Source organism: Levilactobacillus wangkuiensis (genome assembly GCF_016861605.1).
Taxonomy (GTDB): domain Bacteria; phylum Bacillota; class Bacilli; order Lactobacillales; family Lactobacillaceae; genus Levilactobacillus; species Levilactobacillus wangkuiensis.
Genome location: NZ_BOLM01000012.1, coordinates 14,524 through 37,205 on the forward strand (window position 1 = coordinate 14,524; position 22,682 = coordinate 37,205).

A 22,682-nucleotide genomic window follows, 5' to 3' on the forward strand; every position below is an offset into this window, starting at 1 on the left:
GGCTACTGACTTATCCGCGGCAATCCGCTGTGGACTTGACGGCGGAGGGGCTGGCTATTTTGTGGGGATTATTGGTTTTAGGTTGGTCTTGTCGGCCACAACATCAGGCATAGCTTACGCAAGCATCACCAAAAAGTTTCCGGTGGTGCTTTTGTGTTGTCCAAATGTGGCGTATGATAGTATTTATTAAATTTTATTGAAGGAGGGATCCGCGTGGCATTTCTAGGAACGTTGTGTTTAATCCTGGTACTGACGACGCTGGCGGGAAACTTAGCGAACCGTCTAGGCGTTCCAGCAGTTATCGGGGAGTTGCTAGTAGGTATCATCGTCGGACCGGCATTGCTAAACTGGGTACAGCTCAACAGCTTAGTTAGTTTATTTGCCGATATCGGGGTGGTGATTTTGATGTTTCTCGGGGGGCTGGAGAGTAATCTGCAGTTACTGATGAAATATCTGCGCCCGGCCATTGTGGTGGCAACCTCTGGCGTCATTTTTCCGGTGACACTGATGGGGCTGACGTCTTGGTGGTGGGGCTTTACACCGTTGGAATCCCTCTTTATCGGGGTGATTTTCTCCGCCACGTCCGTGTCCATTTCGGTTGCGGTGTTGAAGGAATATCACGCCCTGACGACGCGGGAGGGCGCCACGATTCTGGGGGCGGCCGTGGCCGACGATATTATCGGCGTGGTGCTGCTGTCCTTAATGATCAGCCTGTTGGCTAGTCAGGGCATCGAGACGGCCGGGAGTCAGCCGGCGTTGGCCTTGGTCTTAGTGGAACAGGTCGCGTTCTTTGGCGGCACGTACATCCTGGTCAAATGGGTGGCCCCATACCTCATGCATTTGAGCGAACGCCTGGTGATGGCCTCCAGTGTGACCATCATGTCGATGGTCATCTGCCTCGGCATGGCCTGGATTGCCAATTTGGTCGGCTTGAGTGGGGCGATTGGCGCCTTCTTTGCCGGCATTGCGGTAGCCCATACGCCATACCGCGCTGTGCTGGCCGATCACGTGGAACCACTGGGGAATGCCATTTTCATTCCGGTCTTCTTCGTGAGTGTCGGGTTAAATATGACGCTGAACCATTTGGCGGATAACTTGGGCATCATCGCAATCTTAACGGTGCTGGCCTGTGTGACCAAGCTAATTGGTTGCGGCCTGGGTGCGCGCTTGAGCGGGTTTACCACGGGCAGCAGTACCGTGATTGGGACCGGAATGATTGCCCGGGGCGAAATGGGCTTGATCACCGCCCAGATTGGTCATCAGGCCGGTCTGCTCGGTGGGAGTGATTACTCCGCCATGATTCTGGTGATTATTTTAGCCACCGTCATCGCACCACTGTTATTGAAACAGGCATTGAAACATATGCCAGCGGGCCGGCCAGAACAGGCGGTCTAAGTGATTAAATAAAATAGGTAAAGGCCCTGCCGAATTCGTGATGAATTTAGCAGGGCCTTTAAGTTTAAGTAAGCTAAAATCGCAAAAAATGCTAACCAACCAGCTGGGCTGGCCAGGCAACTTAGCGTGTAGAAAATTAATAGACTTCGCTTAGCAGTGGAAAAGCCCAATCAGAATATAAGGGTGTAAAGCCAGTCTGCTGGATTGGGGTTCTACGGCCAGTCTGAGTGACCAGAGGTGGATCAAGGTTCCCTGCTGTGTCGGTGGTCTTGGCTGAGTGATTTTCTCAGCCTTAGACCACGGGACGACCTTGGAAACTCGCGATTCTTTGCGAGGTTTCAAGGCGAGGTGGAAGACCGCTTCTCAGGCTGGAGCCGTTCCCCACAGCAGGGGACCTTGAATCCACCGCCGGGAACGCCCCAGAACCAGCCCTAGAAACGCCCAGTCCAGTGAAAGACTTGCTTTATCGGGGGAAGACGCGTAAATTTAGGGAAAGCTAGACGCAGCGCGGAACATTTCACGGGAGGAATAATCATGAAGAAACCCTATTTTTTAATCGGATTGGCAGCCGTCACCCTCGGCTTAACGGCGAACAACCTGTCATCAGCCCAAGCGGCGACGTGGCACACGGGGACGCCGAAAGTTTTGCGCCACACCTGGTTTTACAACGGTAAAGACGACAACAAGGCCTACATCACCTATAGCAAGTCCAAGAGCACGGGCAACCTATTTGGTTACGACAGCACCAGCGAACGCTACTATCGGCTGCCCGGATATGGTTTGAAAAAGCTGAAATACCAATCCTTAGGCAAACACGTTTACCGGTTGTCCGGGATTCAGTATTCACCTAAGGGCAGTCAGGTCCAGTTTGACGGGCAACGCATGACGTACAAGGTCAAGGTGACCAAGCAACAGCTGCACTTCTACAAGGGCTATAAAAATTATGTCCGCAAGGCGACCTTCGCCACGATGAAGGCGCCCGCCGGCTTATCATAGGCAAAAAATAAAGTCCCACCAACAATTTCTGCTGGTGAGACTTTTTAATTTCAGCTAATTTTGAAATTCGTGTTCGATCGTGAGGTCTGACGCGGGAATCTTGTTGGAGGCAATCAGCGGGGAGGCCGCGCCGATGCATAACAGCGTCAAATGGTGCATGGCCCGCGACGCAATCGTGTAGAGCGTCCCGGTCAGCTGCTCATTGGGATAATTCTCCGCGGACACGTTGTAGGCGATGACGCTGTCGAACTCGAGGCCCTTGGCCAGGTAGATTGGCAGGACGACGATGCCCTTTGGCAGGGAACGGTCGGTGTCCGTCAGCCGCGTGATGTCGAAGTCGCGGTGGAGTTCCTGGTAAACGTACTTGGCCTCCGCCGTGCTCTTGGTCAGGATGGCCACGGTGCCGTTGGTCGCGAGCTCTAATTTCAGCTCGTGAGCTAACGCCTTGAAGGCCGCCGCGGCATCGTAGCGGATGATGACCTTCGGCAGGTCGCCCGGCCGGTTGAAGGCCTCAATCTGGTCACCGTCGGGCAGGAGTGCCTTGGCAAAGGTGGTGATGGGCAACGTCGAGCGGTAGGACCGCCGCAACGTAATCAGCCGAGACCGCTTGACGTTTAGCGCGGCGTCCAACTTTTTCAAAATGGTTTCCGGTGCTTCCACGGCCTTGAACAGCGCCTGTTCGCTGTCGCCCAACAGGGTGAGCTTGGCCCGGGGAAAGGCGTGTTGCAGGTAAATCAGTTGGGCCATCGAATAGTCCTGCATCTCATCGACAAACAGGTGCTGCATCCGGTGATTGGCCCCGCCACCCGCGAGAATGTCCCGCAGGTAGAGCAACGGCGCCGCGTCGGTCAGCGCCAGCCGGTGAAACTCAATGTCGTGTTGGTAGGCATCGATGACCGTTTGCCAGTCATCAGCGGAGACGTCGTCCGGTAGGGGACACTGTTGCAGAAACGCCGTGTACTGGCTGTAGGCGTCCAAGAAGTAGCCGTTGTAAATGGCATCGTCGACCGACCGCAAGCGCCGCCGAACAATTTGCCGGGCGATGAAGTCAATTTCATCGTCCAACTGCTCGAATTGGCCGAGGTGTTTTTCGCCCAACAGATTGTGGTAATCCTCATCGCTGAGTTGGTCGATGGTATCGCGGACCCAGTCCGCCTTGGCCTCGTCGGCGATGCGGTGCTTGAGCCGTTTTTCCAGGGCGTTCTTGGTCCGAAGTAGGCGGTCGGCCGGCGCCGTGGCGTCTGGGAATTGGCTGTAGATATCGCGAATTTCTTCCTTACTGAAGAAGACACGACTCTTGAAGCGAATATCCGTGAATTTCAAATCGGCCGGTGAACACTGGTAACAGTAGTCCTTGACCGCCGTCATCATGGCCGCACTTTCCCGGAAATTGCGCAGGGGGAGGTTGACCGGTGTTTTCTGGTCGGCCTCGTAGCGTTCAAATTGCGTTTGCACGTTGAGTCCCTGGAATCGTTGCGTCAGGAACTCTGCCAACGTGACCTGCCGCATGTTCCGCTCACCCAGGCTGGGGAGCACGTCGCTGATGTAGTGACTGAACAGGCGGTTAGGCGAAAACAGAACGATTTGATCAGCCTCTAGATCCCGCCGACTGTGATACAGCAGGAAGGCGATTCGTTGTAAAATGGCGGACGTCTTGCCGGAACCGGCGACCCCTTGGACTACCAGAAGGTCACTCTTGGTATCACGGATGATGTCGTTTTGTTCGCGTTGAATAGTCGCCACGATATTTTGCATGGTGGCGTCGTTTTGCTCGCCCAGGGCATGCTGGAGCATTTCATCCCCCACGGTTTCGTTGGTGTCGAACATGCTCTCGATTTGCCCATTTTGAATCAAAAATTGGCGTTTCTTTAAGAGGTCGGTCTGTTGGTCGCCAGCGGGGGTGCTGTAGGCGACCTTCCCTAACACTCCGTTGTAGTAGATACTGGAGATGGGGGCGCGCCAGTCGTAGACCAAAAAGTTCTGGTCATCGTCGACGAATGAGGCGGTCCCAATGTAGAGGGACTCGGACTGCGTTTCGCCCGGATCCTGGATGTCAATGCGGCCAAAGTAAGGGGACTTCTGGAGTTCCTTAAAGGTATCCAATTGGTCTTGAATAATGTTTTGGTTTTCAGTCAGCCGGGAGACCAGCGCCCGTTGCTGTTGCAGTTCAGCACTGGTTTCGATTCGGTCATCGACTTCAAACCAGTTGACCGAGGTGTTTTCACTATAATTCTGCAGGACGTTGCGCAATTCTTGGTGCGCGGCGTTGTAGTCGGCATCGGTCTTCGCGATGCGCTTACCAATTTCATTTGCCACGCGGTCGACGCGCTGCTGTTCCTGTGCTTCTTCGCTGGTGGTCAAACTGACCGCCTCCTTTTGCTAGGCTAAAGTGCCTAACAAGTTTAGTCATATTCCCCGGCCGTGTCAATCAATCCCCCTTCGATTGTCGCCATTTTTCTTTTGGGGGTTGGTTTCGCCCTTCCGGGTGGGTCAAAATAGGCCGGAACGCTGTGGGGAGGACGCCCCGAGCCTGAGGGGCGGTCTCGGGACTTGCTTTGAGCCTCAAAGGTCGAGTCTCAAAGTCACCATTTCCTGAGGTGCCCTCAGGAAATCCCGCGGCTGAGCCTATTTTGAACCACCCTGCAGGGCTGACGGTGGTGAGGGTTGGCAGCAATCGGAGTGGGATTGCACTGACACTTAGTTTTTTCAGCATCATTAGATATTGTGGGCGGTCTCCAGTCTTGCTTTGAGCCTCGAAAGGCGGGTCTCAAAGTCACCATTTCCTGAGGTACCCTCAGGAAATCCCACGGCTGAGTCTATTTAGCCCCGCCCTGCGGCTGACGGTGGCGGAAGGTGGCGACAATCGGAGTGGGATTCGGCTAACACTTTGTTCTTCTTTAGATGGATGTGGTGGGGAGGACGCCCCGAGCCTGAGGGCGGTCTCGGGACTTGCTTTGAGCCTCAAAGGTCGAGTCTCAAAGTCACCATTTCCTGAGGTGCCCTCAGGAAATCCCGCGGCTGGGCCTATTTTGAACCACCCTGCAGGGCTGACGGTGGCGGAGGTTGGCGACAAGCGGAGTGGAATTCGCTGATACTTTGTTCTTTTGCCTCTTGTCAGTGGAGGTTGTGGGCTGACGATTGGAGCCAAAGGGCGGTCTCCAGTTTTGCTTTGAGCCTCAAGGGTCGAGCCTCAAAGTCACCATTTCCTGAGGTGCCCTCAGGAAATCCCGCGGCTGAGCCTATTTTGAACCACCCTGCAGGGCTGACGGTGGCGGAGGTTGGCGACAATCGGAGTGGGATTCGCTGATACTTAGTTCCCTTGTAATCTATTCAGCAGCGCACCAATTTTCTAGATTATAAGTTATCCTTACGATGTAAGCGCTTTTATGATACGCTTATAGTATCCCATTAGTTTTACATTTTGTGATACATAAGCATAGTTGTCGTTTCTCTGAGCTTAGAAAGGATGATTTGAATGCAAGGCTGGCAATTTACGAAGACGCATGAACCACTACAATTGGTTGAGGTCGCTGATCCTGTTGCGGCGGCTGGGCAGGTTGTGATTGACATCAAGGCTTCCGGGTTGTGTCATACTGACGTGACTATCATTGACGATCCTGGGTGGATGGATTTGATTCAACCGCCAGTTATTTTAGGGCATGAATGTGCGGGCGTGATTGCATCCGTCGGCACGGGGGTGACTAAATTTAAACCGGGTGACCGGGTTGGGGTTTGCCCCATTGATCCGGACACCCAAGTCTCAATCGGCGGGGTCGTTGACGGGGCCTATGCCAACAAACTCGTTGTCCCCCAGACTGAGTTGATCCCATTGCCCGACAACGTGTCCTTCATTGATGGTGCCGCAGCAACTGATGCCGGCATGACCTCTCACCGAGCTATCTTTGGCGTCGGTGGTGCCAAGGTGGGGATGAAGGTTGGTATCGTCGGCATTGGAGGTATCGGGGACTTTGGTGCCCAGCTCGCGATTGCGGCAGGTTGTGATGTCTATGCCGCTGACCCGAAGCCAGCCGCTAAAAATATGGCTGAGGCGATGGGCTGCAAGGGCATCTTCGACGATGTCAGTGAAATGAAAGATATTGCCCCAGACCTCATCGTGGACTTCGCCGGCTTCGACAGCACCACGAGCCACGCCTTATCCGTTGTCGCACCCGGTGGCAAGGTCGTCGTGGTGGGGATGGGGATTCTCCATTCAACCATCAGCACCTGGGATCTGATCATGAAACGCGCTCAGGTCGTTGGTAGCATGGGCGGTGACAGCTCAGACATTGCGTTTTGTTATGACGCGCTGTCCAAAGGCCAGGTCAAGCCAACGCTGTCGACCATCGACTTCAGTAAAATCGATGAAGGGCTGGAAACGTTGCGTCAAGGTGGCGTGACCGGTCGACTGATTGCCACACAGGATTAGTTATTTTTAAATTTGAAATCATCATCAGCGGGTAAATGCTGGTGATGATTTTTAGGCTATCAGTACTTACTGCGGCATGTAAGCCGGGACAAATAAGTCACGTAAGTCAGTCCAAAATGAGTCACGACCGCCAACGCTTTCAGTATAAAAATCTTTGTGGAAGTTACCAGTTTACTTTACCCGAAAAAACCTCTAAAATAAGGAAATAGAGCTTGATAAAAGTAGGCCAACATTAGAGAAAAACCGCTCGTGCTGAAACGGTTTTACGGCCCAAATGGGTCAAGCAAGTTTCATTTAATCGATAATTAATTATCGCGGTGTCGCCGTTATTGACGAGAGTGGTGGTCCCAACGACCACAAATTAGGTGGTACCGCGCACGAGCGTCCTATTGGCAATTGGCCAGTAGGGCGCTTTTTCAGAAAGGAAGAACAAAATGAGTAAAAAACACGTTATTTTAACTGGAGACCGACCAACAGGTAAGCTACATATTGGGCATTACGTGGGGTCGTTGAAGAACCGAGTCGCTTTGCAAAACACCGGTGATTACGATACTTATATCATGATTGCGGACATGCAGGCCCTGACCGACAACGCCCGGGATCCCGAAAAGATTCGCCACAGCCTGTTACAGGTCGCTTTGGACTACCTGGCCGTGGGTATCGACCCCGCCAAGTCTACGATTCTGGTGCAATCCCAGATTCCTGCCTTGAACGAGCTGACCATGGCCTACCTGAACCTGGTTTCCGTTTCCCGGTTGAACCGAAACCCAACCGTTAAGACTGAAATTAAGCAAAAGGCCTTTGGCGAAAGTGTGCCCGCTGGTTTCTTCATCTACCCAGTTAGCCAAGCCGCTGATATCACGGCGTTCAAGGCCGACACGGTCCCTGTTGGGGAAGACCAAGAACCCATGCTGGAACAAACCCGCGAAATTGTGCGGAGCTTTAACAGCATTTACCAACAAGAGATTCTGGTTGAACCTGAAGGCTACTTCCCACCTAAGGGGCAAGGCCGGATTCCTGGCTTGGATGGCAACGCCAAGATGAGTAAGTCCCTCGACAACGCCATTTACCTGGGCGACAGCGCCGATGAGATTCAAAAGAAGATCATGTCCATGTACACGGACCCAGAACACATTCACATCGAAGATCCTGGTCATATCGAAGGCAACACCGTGTTCACCTACCTCGACATTTTTGCCGATGATCATGAACACGTTGAAGAATTAAAGGCCCAATACCAACACGGTGGCCTAGGTGACGTCAAGATCAAGCGGTACCTGAACGAGGTCTTACAAGCTAAATTACAACCAATCCGCGAACGCCGTGAAGCCTTCGCTGCCGATGAGGGCGCCGTTTACGACATCCTTAAGCAGGGGAGCGAAAAGGCTAACCAAGTCGCCGCACAGACGTTACGTGAAGTTCGGCACGCGATTGGTATTGATTACTTCGGTTAGATTGAAACGGGGGATGAACAATGCAAAACTTAGCCATTGTTGATTTGGGCTCTAACTCGGTCCGGATGGCCGTTAACGAACTGCATGACGACGGCACGTACCGTGAAGTCAACCGCATCAAGGCTGACAGCCGTTTGTCAGAGGGGATGGGTCCCGAAAAGATCCTCCAACCGAAGGCGATGGACCGCACGATTGCGGCGCTGAAGTCGTTTCGACCGTACTATGAGCAGTTGCCCCATTTAATTGTTAGGGGAATTGCGACGGCGGCCGTACGCCAAGCCCGCAACCGCGACGAATTTTTAAAACGCGTCGCAGCGGCCACGAACATTGAATTAGAAGTGTTGTCTGGGGACCAGGAAGCCTACTACGACTACCTGGGCGCAGTCAACCGGTTAAAAATTAAGGATTGTCTGTTGCTGGATACTGGTGGGGCCAGCTGTGAACTGGTTCACGTCAAAGATGGCCGCGATGCCAACCTGATCAGTGTGCCGTTTGGCGCCGTCAACCTGTCGGAACAGTTCCGGCTCGATGACCGCGTTACGGCCGTAGACTTGTTCTCCGCTCAGGTTTTCCTCCGCGAACGCCTCCAGGACATTTGGTGGCTCAATGATGCCAAACACCTGCCACTGGTGCTCTTGGGTGGGGCCAATCGGACACTGGCCCGGATGAACCGTCAGCAGCAAAAGATTTTGCACGTCGAAAATATTCACGGGTATCGGCTCACCACTGGTCAAGTCATGAAGACGTTTGAACGGTTACTGCGGGTACCTTTGCGGGAACGCAAGCGGATCTCTGGCCTAGAGACGGAGCGGGCTGATATTATTATCGGGGGAATGTTACCCCTGGTCACGCTGCTCCAAATGCTGGATTCCGACCGGGTCATTTTCTCTGAAAGTGGCGTCCGGGAGGGCATCATCTCCGAGTACCTGAGTCAACGTTAGGAGGGGACATCAATCAACCAACCACCATTTTACCGGCTACCTTATGAGGCGCGCCGGGACCAAATTGCCAGCCAAAGCCATTTGACGGTCGACCAGTTAGTTGAGCTGACCGCCCATCGACAGGCGACCGACGAGAATTTAATTGAAAATTATCTCACGACGTACGGCCTGCCCGAGGGGGTGGCCGTAAACCTGACCGTCGATGGCCGACCGGTAACGGTGCCGATGGTGACTGAGGAACCCTCAGTCATCGCAGCAGCTAGCAATGGTGGCCGGCTATTGGCCAGTCCAACGGGGATTGAGACCCAGGTTACCCAGCGAGAATTGATGGGGCAAATCGTTTTCAGTCACGTCATTGATCCCCGTGATTTAGTGAAATGGTTGACGGCTAACCGTAAGCGACTTCTTAACGTTGCCGATGCGGCCCACCCCAGCCTGATTACCCACGGAGGTGGCGCTAGCAGTCTACGGATTCGCCAGCTGCCGCCCGATTGGGTATTGCTAGACGTCTTCATTGATGTCGGCGAGGCCATGGGCGCCAATCTGGTCAATACCATGACGGAAGCCGTGGCAGCGGACATCAAGGCGCACCGCGACGAGGATATTCTAATGAGTATTCTCAGTAATTACGCGACGCACAGCCTGGTAACCGCGACCTGTGAAGTGCCGGTCGACCAGGTGAAAACGCTCACGATTGCCGGAGCCGCGGTGGCCCAACGCATCGTTGAGGCCAGTGACCTGGCTCAGGTCGATCCGTACCGCGCCGTGACTCACAACAAGGGCATTATGAACGGTATCGATGCCGTCGTCCTGGCGATGGGCAACGACTGGCGGGCCGTCGAGAGCGGCGTACACGCCTATGCGAGTCGCAATGGTCAGTATCAGGGACTCAGCCAGTGGTCAATCGTTGATGGCAAATTACGCGGCGAGTTGACGCTACCCCTGGCCTTGGGCTTTGTGGGCGGCGCCACGCGTGTGTTACCACTGGTGAAGGTGAACCAACAGATTGCTCACGTGACGAGTGCTCGTGAACTCATGGGGATCACCGCGGCGGTCGGACTCGCCCAGAACGTGGCGGCCTTGCGCGCACTGGTGACCGACGGCATTCAACGCGGCCACATGTCCCTGCAACGCAAGTCGTTGGCCTTATCCGTTGGGGCGACCCCCATGGAGCTGCCAGCAGTGATGCAACGCTTAGCGACCATCACTCAGCCAACTATGGCGCAGGCCCAAGCGGCCCTAACCGCCGTCCGTCAAGCAAATTTAAAGGAATAGGTGAAAATAAACAGTATGCAAGCAAAAGATGTCAAATTAAATAAAGAGGTTCAAAGCCTGTTAGATCAAGTTAACGCTATCTATCCAGGTAAGGTTGAAGTCCAATTTATTGGGGAACTGCAAGCCGGTTTCGTCCGGCATGACCAGGCCCAACAGATGCAAATGGGCAAGGACATTGCCATTCAGGTGGCCGATTTGACCGCGCCAAACTACACGGCCTCACACGAACTGCTCCATTTGTTAATGATTCTGTCTGGGTTCCCACAGGTCTTCTTCTCCTTGACGACCGGCCAACCCCAACTCGACGAACAACTGATGATCATGGGCACCGAGCTGTATGATATCGTCAGCCACGAAGTCGTGGTCAGTGAACAACGCAAGCACCATTTAATTGACGACAATATCAAGGATTTATACTTGAAAGGGGTCACGGCAACCATTAAGCCAGAACCCAACCCAGTCGACGATGAAATGACGTTGCGGACGCTGACCTTGCTGGATGCCTTAGTCTTCTTCGGCACCGACGACCAAGACCTGATGGCCCAATTCACCAAGGATTATCCCATCAGTTTCGCTGCCGCTCAGAAGCTGTACCAAGTTATCACGGAAAAGCCAGTCGACTCACCATTTAGCCTGCGCCGGAACGTGGTCAAGTTGTTCAAGGCCTTCGACGCCCAACTGGAAGCTTGGAGCTTACCAGCTCTGCACAACACTGAGTTCACAACACTGACCAGCGTCTTGTCTAAGCGGCAATTAAGCCTACAGGTCAAGCAGATCTTTGAGCTGTACCACTCAGACATGCACGAGAAGACGACACAACGCCGCGGCTACGTCGGCTTCAATCACGCCGACGAACAAAACGCGTTCGTGCTCCCAGCACCAGCGCCCAAGGACGATACGCCAGAGTACTTCACGAAAATTTACAGCATGACGGTCGAAGAGCTCTTCAAGCAACTCAAGATGCCATACATCTTGCGGTAGCTAGACGTGCGCCTGGGTTCGCCTTACCGGGCGGTTAAAATAGGCTGGAACGCGGTGGGCAGGACGTCTCAAGCCGAAAAGCGGTCTTGAGACTCGCTTTGAGCCGCAAAAGTCGCGTCTCAAAGTCGCCATTTTCTAAGCAAATCACTTAGAAAATCCCACGGCTGAGCCTATTTTAACCGCCCTCACGGCTGACACTGGCGCAGCTTGCAACAGTAAATAAATGGTATTTGTGAGATGTGGATTGGTTAGTTGTAAGGTGGCAACTGTGTTCATTCAGCTAGATATATTTTGAACTTTATGAAAAGAATCCGCGACAATCAGCTGAAACCGGCATACAATGAGAGCGAAATCTGTTTTCTATTCGATTGTTTTCGTGCGAACGTTAGTCATTGTGGCATGAGAAATGTGTATTGAAATAAATACAGGTATAGGTGGGCCGGCGAACTGAAGTAACGTTAACTTAGATGGACCATGTTAGTGACCAGAGGTGGGCCAAGGTGATCAGCTGTGTCGATGGTCTTGGCTGGAGTTCTTTTCCAGCCTAGAGCATGGGACGACCTGAGAGACTGGTGATTTTCCAGGCTTTCAGGCGAGGTGGAGGACCGCTCCTCAGGCCGGAGCTGTGCCCCACAGCAGGGCACCTTGAGCCCATTGTTAGGAACAATATAGGATAAGGTGAATCTTAGTTAGTTTTACGGCTGAATAAGTGGACCTTTGCAATTTAATGCTAGCTTAAAATGATAGGGCTAGTTTCAGCGACCAGAGGCGGGTCAAGTTGACCAGCTGTGTCGATGGCCTTAGCTGGGGTTCTTTCCCAGCTTAGCCCATGGGACGCCCTTTGAGACTTGGCTTTTAGGCTTTCAGGCGAGGTGGAGGACCGCTCCTCAGGCCGGAACCGTGCCCCACAGCAGGGCTGCTTGAACCCGCCGCCGGGAGCGAAAGTCGCACATGTTTTAAGATATGGATTTGATTTAAGAAGGGATGATGGGGATGGAAGCGAGCTTGCAAGCAACCTTTGATGACGCCAAATACATCGTGTTTCTAACCGGCGCAGGCGTCTCGACGCCGTCGGGGATTCCAGATTACCGGTCGAAAAACGGCCTGTACACGGGACACCGCAACGCCGAGTATTACCTGAGTCACGCCTGCCTGGTACAGGAGCCAGAGGTCTTTTATGATTACGTGAAGCAAAACCTGTACTATCCAGACGCCAAACCCAACGTCATTCATGAAAAACAGGCGGCCTTGACCCAGCAGGACCGGGCGATGGTGATTACGCAAAATATTGATAACCTGTATAACGTGGCCCACACCAAGCACTTGGTGGAATTTCACGGCAATATGTACCAGGTTCACTGTCAACTCTGCGGGGCGAAGGTCAGCTGGCAAGATTACTTGCGGGACCCGCACCACGATGTTGACGGTGGCTGGTTGCGACCAGACGTTGTGCTTTACGACGAGGGCCTCAACGAGCTGAATATTCAGCGGTCGGTTGCCGCGATGGGCCAGGCCGATTTGGTCGTGATTGTCGGGACCTCCATGCGGGTTTACCCGTTTGCCGGGCTCCTAGATTATCGTAATCAACAGGCCAAGGTAGTCGTGGTCAACCAGGAACGCTTGAATTTAGGCTTTGACTACACGATGGTTCAGGCGGACGCTACTGAGTTCTTCAACGAACTCCAAGTTCGGGGGTAAGCCGATGACGCATCAAGAAGTAATCCATCAACTACACGGGCTGGTGAGGCGTTTGCGTTGGCTAAACGTGCTCCAGCTGATTCCAGATACGTTGGTCATCTACGGGATTCTCCAGCTGGCCTTTAGCGGGCAAATCGTCACGCTGTTTGAAGCGAGCTTTTCTCGCAACCAGGCGGTCCTCGTGACGGTGCTCTTTGCGCTGATTGACCTCTGTGTGACTGGGATTCGTTACAATGACCGGGTTGCGGGGAAGCGGCTGATCAGCCAACTGAGCGGACGCCTGACTACCCCTGAAGCCGAATTGATTAAGAAGTTTGAACGTTTTAAGTAAGGAGTGGTTTGGCATGATTACCATTGGGTTGACCACCTGGACGGAGCATCCGGCATTAATTGGCGGCGATACGCGACCCGTCACGTTACCGGAGTATGCGGGGCATTTTCCAGTCGTTGAGCTGGATACGCCGTTCTACGGGATTCCCCGCCAGAGCACGATTGAGAAGTGGCAAGCGGCCGTGCCGGATGGGTTTCAATACATTTTGAAGGCCAATCAGGTCATGACCCGGCACGACCGGGATGAAACGTTGCCTGAAACCGAGCGAAATCTAGCCTTTGATCAGTTTCGCACGGCGATTCAGCCACTGGTTGCACACCAGAAATTGTTGACGGTGCTCTTCCAGTTTCCGCCGTTCTTTAACCGGACGACGGCAAACATCGAATACTTGCGGCAGGTCCGCGTGCTGATGGGCAATTTGCCCGTCGCCGTGGAGTTCCGCAGCCCCAGTTGGTTTGCGACGCCGGAGATGAGCGCAGATGTGTTGGCCTACCTGAAGTCGTTGCGGTTCACCAACGTGACGACCGACGAGCCGCACAATCTAAACGACGGGATTCCCCTGGATGAGACCGTGACGACACCTGAGCTGGCGATGGTTCGGCTGCACGGCCGTAACGCCGAGGGCTGGTTTAATCAGGGCCAGAATTGGCGGAAGACCCGCACCCTCTATCACTATTCGGAAGAGGAGCTGCAGGACTTTGCGGCCATGGTCAAGCGCTTAGACCAGCAGGCCAAAGACGTCTGTGTGATTTTTAACAACAACGCGGGTCGTGACGCCGCTCCCAATGCTCAGCGACTCCAAGAAATCTTGGACCTGCACTGGCAAAATTTGGCGCCACAACAATTGGATCTATTTTAACTGAACGAGTGAAACGAGCGAGTACGCAACTGAGTGAATCGGTTGGGTACTTTTGTCTTTTTCATTGGGTAGTTTCACCACAAAATCCTGGGTTAGCGCTATGGCTAAACCGGGGTTTATGCTATACTTGATTAGAATTTATCATGAATTTTAACCCGATAATAACGGAATAATTTAGAGCGAGGGAAGGCTTTTATTTTATGGCAGACAAACCAAGTTTTTACATTACAACACCGATCTACTACCCATCTGGGCGGTTACATATCGGAAACTCTTACACCACGATTGCGTGTGACACAGTTGCGCGTTACAAGCGTAGCAACGGTTACGACGTTTTCTTCTTGACCGGGACCGACGAACATGGTCTGAAGATCGAAGACAAGGCCCAATCACAAGGCCAAACGCCACAGGAATACGTGGATGGCATGGCTAAAGGCATCAAGGAACTCTGGAAGACGCTGGAAATTTCTAACGATAAATTTATCCGGACGACCGACAAGGAACACGTTGCCGCCGTTCAGGAAGTTTTCGAACGTCTGTTGAAGCAGGGCGACATTTACCTGGGTGAATACGAAGGTTGGTACTCCGAGGATGACGAAGAATACTTTACTGAAACGCAACTCGCCGAAGTTTACCATGATGATAATGGTAAGGTCATCGGTGGGAAGGCGCCTTCTGGCCACGAAGTTTCCCTGGTTAAGGAACAATCATACTTCTTCAAGATGAGCAAATACGCGGACTGGCTGTTAGACTTCTACCACAGCCATCCCCACTTCATCCAACCAGAATCTCGGATGACTGAAATGATCAACAACTTCATTAAACCAGGCCTGGAAGACCTCGCCGTTTCCCGGACGACCTTCACCTGGGGTGTGCCGGTCAAGAGCAATCCTAAGCACGTGGTCTACGTGTGGATCGATGCCTTGCTCAACTATATCACCGCTTTAGGCTACGCCAGCGATGACGAGGGCCTCTTTAAGAAGTTCTGGCCTGCCAACGTCCAAATGGTGGGTAAGGAAATCGTTCGGTTCCACTCCATTTACTGGCCAATCGTGCTACACGCCTTGGGAATCGAAGCCCCAGACGAATTGTTTGCGCACGGCTGGTTATTGATGAAGGACGGCAAGATGTCCAAGTCTAAGGGAAACGTCATTTACCCCGAGACCTTGGTCGACCGGTACGGTTTGGATGCGCTGCGGTACTACCTGATGCGTGCCATGCCTTACGGAAACGACGGGACCTTTACGCCCGAAGATTTTGTGGACCGCTTGAACTATGATTTGGCCAATGACCTGGGGAACCTGTTGAACCGGACCGTTGCCATGATCAACAAGTACGAAGACGGCAAGCTGCCTGAATTCAAGGCTGGCGTGACGGCCTTTGATAAGGACCTCGAAGCCACGGCCGAGACGGTTATCACCAACTACCATGACTTAATGGACAAGATGCACTTCGCCGATGCCCTGGCTGAAATCTGGAAACTGATTTCCCGGACCAACAAGTACATTGATGAAACGGAACCTTGGAACTTAGCCAAGGACGACAGCAAGGCCGCTGACTTGGCCGCTGTTATGGCTCACTTAGCGGCTAGTTTACGGGTCGTTGCCACGCTGATCAGCCCAGTCATGACCCATGCGCCAAAGGAAATCTTTGCCCAATTAGGCTTAGACCCAGCCACGCTGACCATGACCGACCTCAAATTGGCCGACTTACCAGCTGGTAAACAGGTCGTTGCCAAGGGGACCCCAATTTTCCCTCGGATCGACGTGCAAGAAGAAGTGGACTTCATCCAAGGCCAAATGACCAAGTCTGAAAAGACCAAGGGTCGGGCCGCCATGGCAGCGAAGGCGCAAGCGCAACAAGAAGCCGCTAAGGCCGACGTTGCCGAAGACCTGACGCTGAACAAGCCAGAGATTCGCTTCGATAAATTTGAAAAGATTGAACTGCGGGTTGCTGAAATCAAAGCCGTCGACCACATTAAAGGGGCCGACAAGCTGCTGAAGTTCCAGCTGGACGCTGGGGATCAAGGGAACCGCCAGATCTTATCTGGGATTGCCGAATGGTATCCAGAACCACAAGAATTAGTGGGCAAGAAGGTCGTGATTGTGGCCAACTTGAAGCCACGGAAGATGCGTGGGGAAGTCAGTCAGGGGATGCTGTTGTCTGCTGAGCATGACGGGCAAGTCGAGTTATTGACATTGCCAAGCACCATGGTCAACGGCTCCGACGTCAGCTAAGGTTACGTTTTAGTTGCTTGCCGCGCCTCCGGGCCGGTGAAAATGGGCCGTGACGCTGTGGGCGCGCGTCTGAAGCCTGAGAAGCGGTCTTCAGACTTACTTTGAGCCGGAGTTCACGTCTCAAAGATAGCAGTTGCCTAAGCGGTAAACCGCTAAGGCAACTCCCACGGCTGAGCTCATTTTCACCAGCCCTGCGGCTGACATGGTGTTAACCCGTATCGCGCTGACGTAGATGTTGGCAATGGTAGGATGGCATTGTCAACACACCACATGTAACTTGTGGGGCGCTAGACGGTATGGATTAGTTCCAGTCTGTGAAGTGGGCTTCCACCTCAACTTTGAGCCTGAGAAGCGGTCACAAAGGTTGTCCCATGGGCTAAGCTGAGAAAATCACTCAGCTAAGGCCATCGACACAGCTGGTCACTTTGGCCCGCCTCTGGTCACTAACATTGACTGCGTGGCTCATTTTCACCAGCCCTGCGGCTGACATGGTGTTAACCCGTAGATCACTGACGTCGTGTTGACAATGGTACATGATACCGTCAGCATGCCACATGTAGTTTGTGGGTTGGTAGCAGTAATACCGGTAGCCAGTAGGGGTAACACTTCACACAAACCAAATAAAACCATAACCAAAACGTGGGCGGCGGATCGATGAGACGCCGGCTGCGTTTTGTTCGTTTAATCAATCAAATTAGGGTAAAGGAGAATGACGATGAAAATCTTTGATTCGCATACACATTTGAACAGCGAAGAGTTCATCAATGATGTGCCTGGCTTTTTGAAACGGGCTGCCGATTTGGGTGTCGTCAAGATGACCAATATCGGATCGAACACACAGCTGAACGCCGATGCCATCAAGTTGGCCCACCAGTATCCGCAGCTGTACGCCGCCGTTGGTTGGCACCCCGAAGATTCCAAGAACTACGATGCCGCAGCTGAGAAATTGTTGGAAGAACAGCTTGCCGATGACCGGGTCGTTGCGCTGGGTGAAATTGGGTTGGACTATCACTGGGACACGTCGCCACGGGATGTGCAGCGGAAGGTCTTTGCCCGGCAGATTGCCATTGCCAAGGAAGTGGGCAAGCCAATCGCCGTGCACAACCGGGATGCCTTTGAAGACACCTACCAAATCATCAAGGACGCCGACATCAGTGAAATTGGGGGCGTCATGCATAGTTTTAATGGTGACCCCGAATGGCTGAAGAAGTTCCTTGACTTGGGGATGCACATCTCGTATTCTGGCGTTGCTAGCTTCAAGAACGCCCACGAGGTCCACGACGCCGTTCGCGCGACGCCACTGGACGTCATGATGGTCGAGACCGACGCGCCTTACCTGACGCCGGAACCACACCGCGGCGAGCAGAACGAGCCTGGTTTCACCCGCTACACGGTGGAAGCCATTGCTAAGGAACGCGAGACCACGCCGGAAGAAATTGCGGCCGCCACGTTTAAGAACGCAGAGGAGTTTTACAAAATTAATGAAAAAGATTAAAGAGGTCCTCGTCGTTGAGGGCAAAGATGATACCAAACAAATCAATCGCGCAGTCAACGCCGACACCATTGAAACCCGGGGCTCCGCGATTGATGAGGACACGTTAGCCTTGATTCAAAAATTAGCGGATCAACGCGGCATTATTATTTTCACCGACCCAGATTTTTCTGGGGAAAAGATTCGCAAGATTGTGGCCGAGGCGGTGCCGAATGCTAAGCACGCCTTCCTCCCCAAGAAGGAGGGGCGTCCGGACAAGGCCGGTGGCTCGTTAGGGGTGGAGCACGCCAGTCCCGAAGCCATTCGGGCAGCATTGGACCACGTTTACACGGAGACGACCGCTGCACCAACCCTGATTACCCACGAAGACCTGCTGGCCGCTGGCTTGATTGGTGGCGCAGGCGCCAAGGAACGCCGAGAACAGCTGGGCGAGCTGTTACAGATTGGTTACGTGAATGGGAAGCAGCTCGAGAAAAGACTGCGGATGTTTGGGATTCAGCCGGCTGATTTTGCGGCCGCCCTCAAGCAGGTGCGCGCAAAGGAGGATAAATAATGATGAATGAAGTACCTGAAATTGGGTCACCAGCACGGACAAAGGCGATTTTGAACCGGTACCATCTGGTTGCGAAGAAGAGTCTGGGGCAGAATTTCCTGTCCGACCTCAACATCTTGCGGAACATTGTGGCCGCCGGGGACGTGACTGAACAAGACAACGTCATTGAAATTGGTCCCGGGATCGGTGCTCTGACGGAACAGATCGCCAAACGGGCCCACAAGGTCGTCGCCTTTGAAATTGACGAAAACCTGTTGCCAGTCCTGGACGAGACGCTGATGGATTACCACAACGTCAAAGTCATCAACCAGGATATCCTGAAGGCCAACCTACCCGAGGTCGTGGCAGCTGAATTTGAGCCGGGCCATCCCCTGAAGCTGGTCGCCAACCTGCCATACTACATCACGACCCCCATCCTGATGGGGGTGCTCCAAAGCACAGTGGACTTTGACGCCATCGTGGTCATGATGCAGGCCGAGGTGGCCGATCGGTTGGTCGCAGAACCCGGGACGAAGGCTTACGGGTCCTTGTCCGTGGTCATGCAGTACCGGGCGCACGTTGAGGTTGCCTTTAACGTGCCGCGCACGGCCTTCATTCCACAACCGAACGTTGATTCCGCTATCATTCGCTTAACGCCGCGGGAGCCGTTACCAGTTAATCCGTACGAAGACAAAGCCCTGTTTAGTTTTGTTAAGGGATGCTTTGCGCATCGGCGGAAATCCTTGTGGAACAATTTGCAAGGTATCTTCGGCAAGCAACCGGAAGTCCGCGAACGAATTGAATCAGTCTTAAATGAAACCAAAATTTCGCGTCAGCTACGGCCAGAACGCTTAACGCTGATAAATTTCATCGAATTAACCAACGCTTTCCACAATGAAGGGCTTATGTAACCCTTACCAACTGTGGATTCTTGCGGTTTGGCAGCGGTTGTGGTATAATTTGCAATTTCTGTGAAACGGTGCTATAATTGTTTCACAGAGGTGAAGTGCATGCCAACAAGTTTAGCGAACATTAAGAACAAACTGGACGATCGTATCGGCGAAAAGTTGATGGTGATTGCCCAGGCCGGTCGTAAGAAAACGACAGAGCGGCATGGAATTCTTCGGGAAACCTATCCAGCCGTTTTCGTGGTGGATTTAGACCAAAACGAAAATTCGTTCGAACGGGTTTCATACAGCTATACCGATATTTTAACTAAAAACATCGAAGTTGACTTTGATGAACAATAATTGGGCCAATTAGGCCTTTTTATTTTGCCCAGTTTTTTCGGACTGACCTGACCATAAAGAGTGTGTCAAGGCCGGTAGTGGCGCTTAACCCCGCTAACTACTTGGCTTTTGACACACTCTTTTTATTTTGGCTAAAACCATAGTATAATAGGCTTAATTAGAATTACGAGAACGGTAGGCAACCTACCTAGTAGAATTCAGGTGAGCACATGCAACTGATTGAAAAGGCGCCAGCTAAGATAAACCTCGGGCTCGACACCCCGTACCACCATCAGGATGGGGCAGAGGAGTGGAACATGGTCATGACGTCCGTGGACTTGGCCGACTATGTCGAAATTCAAACGTTAACCAAGCACAAACGCATCCGGGTCGCTTCGGATAGCGGCTTTTTACCAAATGATCAGCGGAACCTAGCCTTTCAGGCCGCCCATTTGCTGCAAACAAACTACCACATTGATGAGGGGGTCAATATTCGCATCAAGAAAAATATTCCGGTGGCGGCCGGTTTGGGTGGTGGATCATCGGATGCCGCCGCGGTCCTACGCGGATTGAATCAGGCCTGGTCGTTGGGCCTGAGCTGGCAGGAACTGGCCGAGTTAGGTCTCCAGATTGACTCCGACGTACCGTACTGTGTTTACGGGCGGACGGCCCACGTGCGCGGGCGGGGCGAGCGAATCACCCCGCTGTCCAAGCTACCGGCGGCCTGGGTCATTTTGGCCAAGCCCAAGGTGAGTGTTTCCACGCCGACGATTTTGCAGCAGATTCGCTACGATAACCTGGAACACCCGGATATTGAGGCGCTACTGCGAGCCGTTCGGGATCAGGATATCGATGGGATGTGTGCGGTCATGGGCAATGCATTGGAACCGCTCACAGCACACCGTTACCCCGAAATCACCCAGTTGAAGCAACAGATGATGAAGTTCGGCGCAGATGCCGCGCAAATGAGTGGCACGGGGCCCACGGTCTTTGGCCTGTGTAGCAAGCAGTCACGCGCCCAACGGGTCTTTAACGGCATGAAAGGGTTCTGTCGTGAAGTGTATTTGGTGCGGCCGTTGCCTTAGTTGCTTTAGGGATTAGTTGTTTCTTTTTTAAGTGAATTGCTGGTCATTTAGTACGGGCTATTTTGTTTAGGTTTGAGAACCTGCGTGTGCTATATTGAATGCTAGGGAGGCGAAGCTGGTCATGAAACTTAAAGAAATATATTCATCTGATTTTATCAATCAGTTTGGTGACAATGCTGACGGCTTTGGTCAATTATTATTGCTTCCCTCTTCTCCGTACATTGACTTAAAAAGAATTGCGGAATTACTTGGCATTAAACTCAATTATGTCCACTTACCAGATAACCATTCTGGGGAGTTTGACGAAGCTAATCAAACGATTAGAATCAATCAAAAGCATCCTGCCACACGCAATCGATTTACAATTGCCCATGAAATTGGTCATGATATTTTAGGCCATCATGGGATTTCGCTACGTTCAACTGCTCTCGGTTCTTATGAAAGTGTCTTAGAGAAAAGTAATGAGATGGCGGCGAATAACTTTGCAGCGACTTTATTAATGCCTAGAAAGTTATTGGTGAAATTAGTGAATGAAACAATCAACCGACTTGAGCTAGATGATGCTGGGTTAACAAAGCAGCAAGTTGATGAAGTTACTAAAATCATTTCTCGAGAGTTGGCGGTATCTGGGGAGACCATGACCTATCGTCTTCAAAACGTCAGAATGTTTGTGAAGATGGATGACTAAGGAAATATTGAGCCAACAGAAAGTTTAAATCGTTAGGAGCGAAGAGCCATCGATGCAGAGGAGATTTTTCAAGCCATTCAGGATGATCCAGCCAACCAACACTTTACCCAGCAGGGGATTTTACCCCTCTACCACGTTGAACCGCAGGCGGAAATTCTCTTGATCAGTCAGGCGCCCAGCCGACAGGGCCAGGCGTCCATGACCTTTTGGGATGATGCCAGCGGGGACCGCTTACGCGACTGGATGGGGGTTACCAAGGACCAATTTTACAATTCCGGTAAATTGGGCGTGTTGCCCCTGGACTTTTACTATCCGGGCAAGCACGCACACGGGGGTGACTTACCGCCACGCAAGGGCTTCGCGGACAAGTGGCACGCACCGCTCCTGGCGTTGATGCCCAACGTCAAGCTGACCCTCTTGATTAGGCAGTACGCGCAAAAATACTACCTCCCCAAACACGAGAAGACGCTGACGGCAACGGTCGAGCACTACGCGGACTATTTGCCAGAGTTCTTCCCACTGGTCCATCCGTCACCACTGAATTACGGCTGGATGCATCAGCACCCATGGTTCGAGGCGTCGGTAGTGCCGGAACTGCAGGCCCGCGTTGGTGAGATTATTTCGTGAAATGACAAAAGAGGTGTCTGGGAGTTTCCCGGATACCTCTTTTTTAAATGAAGCGCTAGAAAGTCACGCTGGCCAAAATAATCCAAACCAGGATGCCGCCGTACAGGAGTCGATCGCGTTTCGTCAATGAAATTTGGCGGCGTAGACGGTCGACCAGGTAGACGCCGACAAGCAAGACAAAATCAAAAATCATCATGACGGTCGTTGTAAACGTATTTGGCAGGGCGAATTGGAGAATCATCAGTTTGCTCAGGAGAAGCACGGCAGCGAGGAGACTGATGAGAACCAGACTATGATGGTACTGGTGGCGTAGGTGCATCGTAATCACTTGCCTTTCTTTGCGTGCACAAGCCGCAATCGACTAAAGCTATTGTTAGCGATGCCTATTATGCCGCCGAAGACCAGCGAATGGCCAGTGGGGGCAACGGTCAGTAAA

20 protein-coding genes are annotated in these 22,682 nt (G+C 52.6%); 18 read left to right on the top strand and 2 right to left on the bottom strand.

What is annotated here, in order from left to right; translation table 11 throughout:
- The first annotated feature begins 213 nt into the window (after window positions 1–213).
- A complete protein-coding gene (locus JUF13_RS09420; RefSeq protein WP_203639423.1) occupies window positions 214–1,395 on the top strand; it encodes a cation:proton antiporter in 1,182 nt (393 codons plus the stop codon).
- Between the two features lie 534 nt (window positions 1,396–1,929).
- Window positions 1,930–2,391, top strand: coding sequence for a hypothetical protein (locus JUF13_RS09425; RefSeq protein WP_203639425.1), 462 nt, complete (start codon window positions 1,930–1,932; stop codon window positions 2,389–2,391).
- Between the two features lie 54 nt (window positions 2,392–2,445).
- Here the strand turns inward: JUF13_RS09425 and helD are convergent, their stop codons facing one another.
- Window positions 2,446–4,752: an RNA polymerase recycling motor HelD gene (gene helD / locus JUF13_RS09430; RefSeq protein ID WP_203639426.1), complete on the bottom strand. Its 2,307-nt coding sequence runs from the start codon at window positions 4,750–4,752 to the stop codon at window positions 2,446–2,448.
- A 1,114-nt stretch (window positions 4,753–5,866) separates the two neighbouring features.
- Between helD and JUF13_RS09435 the strand changes: the two genes are divergently transcribed.
- The 16 genes from JUF13_RS09435 to JUF13_RS09510 all read left to right on the top strand — a co-directional run bounded on the left by JUF13_RS09435 (window position 5,867) and on the right by JUF13_RS09510 (window position 22,246).
- Window positions 5,867–6,817 carry an alcohol dehydrogenase catalytic domain-containing protein gene (locus JUF13_RS09435; protein ID WP_203639427.1) on the top strand — a complete coding sequence of 317 codons (951 nt, stop codon included), beginning with the start codon at window positions 5,867–5,869 and terminating at the stop codon, window positions 6,815–6,817.
- Between the two features lie 434 nt (window positions 6,818–7,251).
- Entirely contained in the window at window positions 7,252–8,271 is a 1,020-nt protein-coding gene (gene trpS, locus JUF13_RS09440; protein ID WP_203639428.1) for a tryptophan--tRNA ligase, read from the top strand.
- Between the two features lie 20 nt (window positions 8,272–8,291).
- Complete coding sequence (locus JUF13_RS09445) at window positions 8,292–9,212, top strand: Ppx/GppA family phosphatase (protein WP_125765446.1); 921 nt, start codon at window positions 8,292–8,294, stop codon at window positions 9,210–9,212.
- 12 nt (window positions 9,213–9,224) lie between these two features.
- A complete protein-coding gene (locus JUF13_RS09450; RefSeq protein WP_203639499.1) occupies window positions 9,225–10,487 on the top strand; it encodes a hydroxymethylglutaryl-CoA reductase, degradative in 1,263 nt (420 codons plus the stop codon).
- Window positions 10,488–10,502: 15 nt separating this feature from the next.
- Window positions 10,503–11,468: an IpaB/EvcA family protein gene (locus JUF13_RS09455; protein WP_203639429.1), complete on the top strand. Its 966-nt coding sequence runs from the start codon at window positions 10,503–10,505 to the stop codon at window positions 11,466–11,468.
- A gap of 993 nt (window positions 11,469–12,461) precedes the next feature.
- A complete protein-coding gene (locus JUF13_RS09460; RefSeq protein WP_203639430.1) occupies window positions 12,462–13,166 on the top strand; it encodes an NAD-dependent protein deacylase in 705 nt (234 codons plus the stop codon).
- A gap of 4 nt (window positions 13,167–13,170) precedes the next feature.
- The gene (locus JUF13_RS09465) at window positions 13,171–13,497 is read left to right on the top strand and encodes a hypothetical protein (protein WP_125765450.1); all 327 of its coding nucleotides are present in this window, start codon (window positions 13,171–13,173) and stop codon (window positions 13,495–13,497) included.
- 13 nt (window positions 13,498–13,510) lie between these two features.
- Window positions 13,511–14,356, top strand: coding sequence for a DUF72 domain-containing protein (locus tag JUF13_RS09470; protein WP_203639432.1), 846 nt, complete (start codon window positions 13,511–13,513; stop codon window positions 14,354–14,356).
- Window positions 14,357–14,556: 200 nt separating this feature from the next.
- Complete coding sequence (gene metG / locus JUF13_RS09475) at window positions 14,557–16,593, top strand: methionine--tRNA ligase (RefSeq protein WP_203639434.1); 2,037 nt, start codon at window positions 14,557–14,559, stop codon at window positions 16,591–16,593.
- Between the two features lie 715 nt (window positions 16,594–17,308).
- The gene (locus tag JUF13_RS09480; RefSeq protein ID WP_203639436.1) at window positions 17,309–18,088 is read left to right on the top strand and encodes a TatD family hydrolase; all 780 of its coding nucleotides are present in this window, start codon (window positions 17,309–17,311) and stop codon (window positions 18,086–18,088) included.
- A complete protein-coding gene (gene rnmV / locus JUF13_RS09485) occupies window positions 18,075–18,638 on the top strand; it encodes a ribonuclease M5 (RefSeq protein WP_203639438.1) in 564 nt (187 codons plus the stop codon). The genes JUF13_RS09480 and rnmV overlap by 14 nt, the downstream gene beginning before the upstream one ends.
- A complete protein-coding gene (gene rsmA, locus JUF13_RS09490; protein ID WP_203639440.1) occupies window positions 18,638–19,528 on the top strand; it encodes a 16S rRNA (adenine(1518)-N(6)/adenine(1519)-N(6))-dimethyltransferase RsmA in 891 nt (296 codons plus the stop codon). Before rnmV ends, rsmA begins: the two co-directional genes overlap by 1 nt.
- A 99-nt stretch (window positions 19,529–19,627) precedes the next feature.
- Entirely contained in the window at window positions 19,628–19,867 is a 240-nt protein-coding gene (locus JUF13_RS09495; protein WP_125765455.1) for a Veg family protein, read from the top strand.
- Between the two features lie 209 nt (window positions 19,868–20,076).
- Window positions 20,077–20,931 (top strand): 4-(cytidine 5'-diphospho)-2-C-methyl-D-erythritol kinase, encoded by an 855-nt coding sequence (ispE, locus tag JUF13_RS09500; RefSeq protein WP_203639442.1) that lies wholly within the window; start codon window positions 20,077–20,079, stop codon window positions 20,929–20,931.
- Window positions 20,932–21,052: 121 nt separating this feature from the next.
- Window positions 21,053–21,619, top strand: a complete 567-nt coding sequence (locus JUF13_RS09505) for an ImmA/IrrE family metallo-endopeptidase (protein WP_203639443.1) — start codon at window positions 21,053–21,055, stop codon at window positions 21,617–21,619.
- Window positions 21,620–21,667: 48 nt separating this feature from the next.
- On the top strand, window positions 21,668–22,246 hold the full coding sequence (locus JUF13_RS09510) for a uracil-DNA glycosylase family protein (RefSeq protein WP_203639501.1): 579 nt from the start codon (window positions 21,668–21,670) through the stop codon (window positions 22,244–22,246).
- 55 nt (window positions 22,247–22,301) lie between these two features.
- Here the strand turns inward: JUF13_RS09510 and JUF13_RS09515 are convergent, their stop codons facing one another.
- Window positions 22,302–22,574 (bottom strand): hypothetical protein, encoded by a 273-nt coding sequence (locus tag JUF13_RS09515; protein WP_203639444.1) that lies wholly within the window; start codon window positions 22,572–22,574, stop codon window positions 22,302–22,304.
- Window positions 22,575–22,682: the final 108 nt, after the last annotated feature.

Coding starts and splice junctions, on each gene's coding strand:
- metG (WP_203639434.1), top strand. CDS start 14,557: ATGGCAGACAAACCAAGTTTTTACATTACAACACCGATCTACTACCCA.
- JUF13_RS09480 (WP_203639436.1), top strand. CDS start 17,309: ATGAAAATCTTTGATTCGCATACACATTTGAACAGCGAAGAGTTCATC.
- JUF13_RS09460 (WP_203639430.1), top strand. CDS start 12,462: ATGGAAGCGAGCTTGCAAGCAACCTTTGATGACGCCAAATACATCGTG.
- trpS (WP_203639428.1), top strand. CDS start 7,252: ATGAGTAAAAAACACGTTATTTTAACTGGAGACCGACCAACAGGTAAG.
- JUF13_RS09455 (WP_203639429.1), top strand. CDS start 10,503: ATGCAAGCAAAAGATGTCAAATTAAATAAAGAGGTTCAAAGCCTGTTA.
- rsmA (WP_203639440.1), top strand. CDS start 18,638: ATGATGAATGAAGTACCTGAAATTGGGTCACCAGCACGGACAAAGGCG.
- JUF13_RS09495 (WP_125765455.1), top strand. CDS start 19,628: ATGCCAACAAGTTTAGCGAACATTAAGAACAAACTGGACGATCGTATC.
- rnmV (WP_203639438.1), top strand. CDS start 18,075: ATGAAAAAGATTAAAGAGGTCCTCGTCGTTGAGGGCAAAGATGATACC.
- JUF13_RS09505 (WP_203639443.1), top strand. CDS start 21,053: ATGAAACTTAAAGAAATATATTCATCTGATTTTATCAATCAGTTTGGT.
- JUF13_RS09425 (WP_203639425.1), top strand. CDS start 1,930: ATGAAGAAACCCTATTTTTTAATCGGATTGGCAGCCGTCACCCTCGGC.
- JUF13_RS09465 (WP_125765450.1), top strand. CDS start 13,171: ATGACGCATCAAGAAGTAATCCATCAACTACACGGGCTGGTGAGGCGT.
- JUF13_RS09445 (WP_125765446.1), top strand. CDS start 8,292: ATGCAAAACTTAGCCATTGTTGATTTGGGCTCTAACTCGGTCCGGATG.
- JUF13_RS09470 (WP_203639432.1), top strand. CDS start 13,511: ATGATTACCATTGGGTTGACCACCTGGACGGAGCATCCGGCATTAATT.
- JUF13_RS09435 (WP_203639427.1), top strand. CDS start 5,867: ATGCAAGGCTGGCAATTTACGAAGACGCATGAACCACTACAATTGGTT.
- ispE (WP_203639442.1), top strand. CDS start 20,077: ATGCAACTGATTGAAAAGGCGCCAGCTAAGATAAACCTCGGGCTCGAC.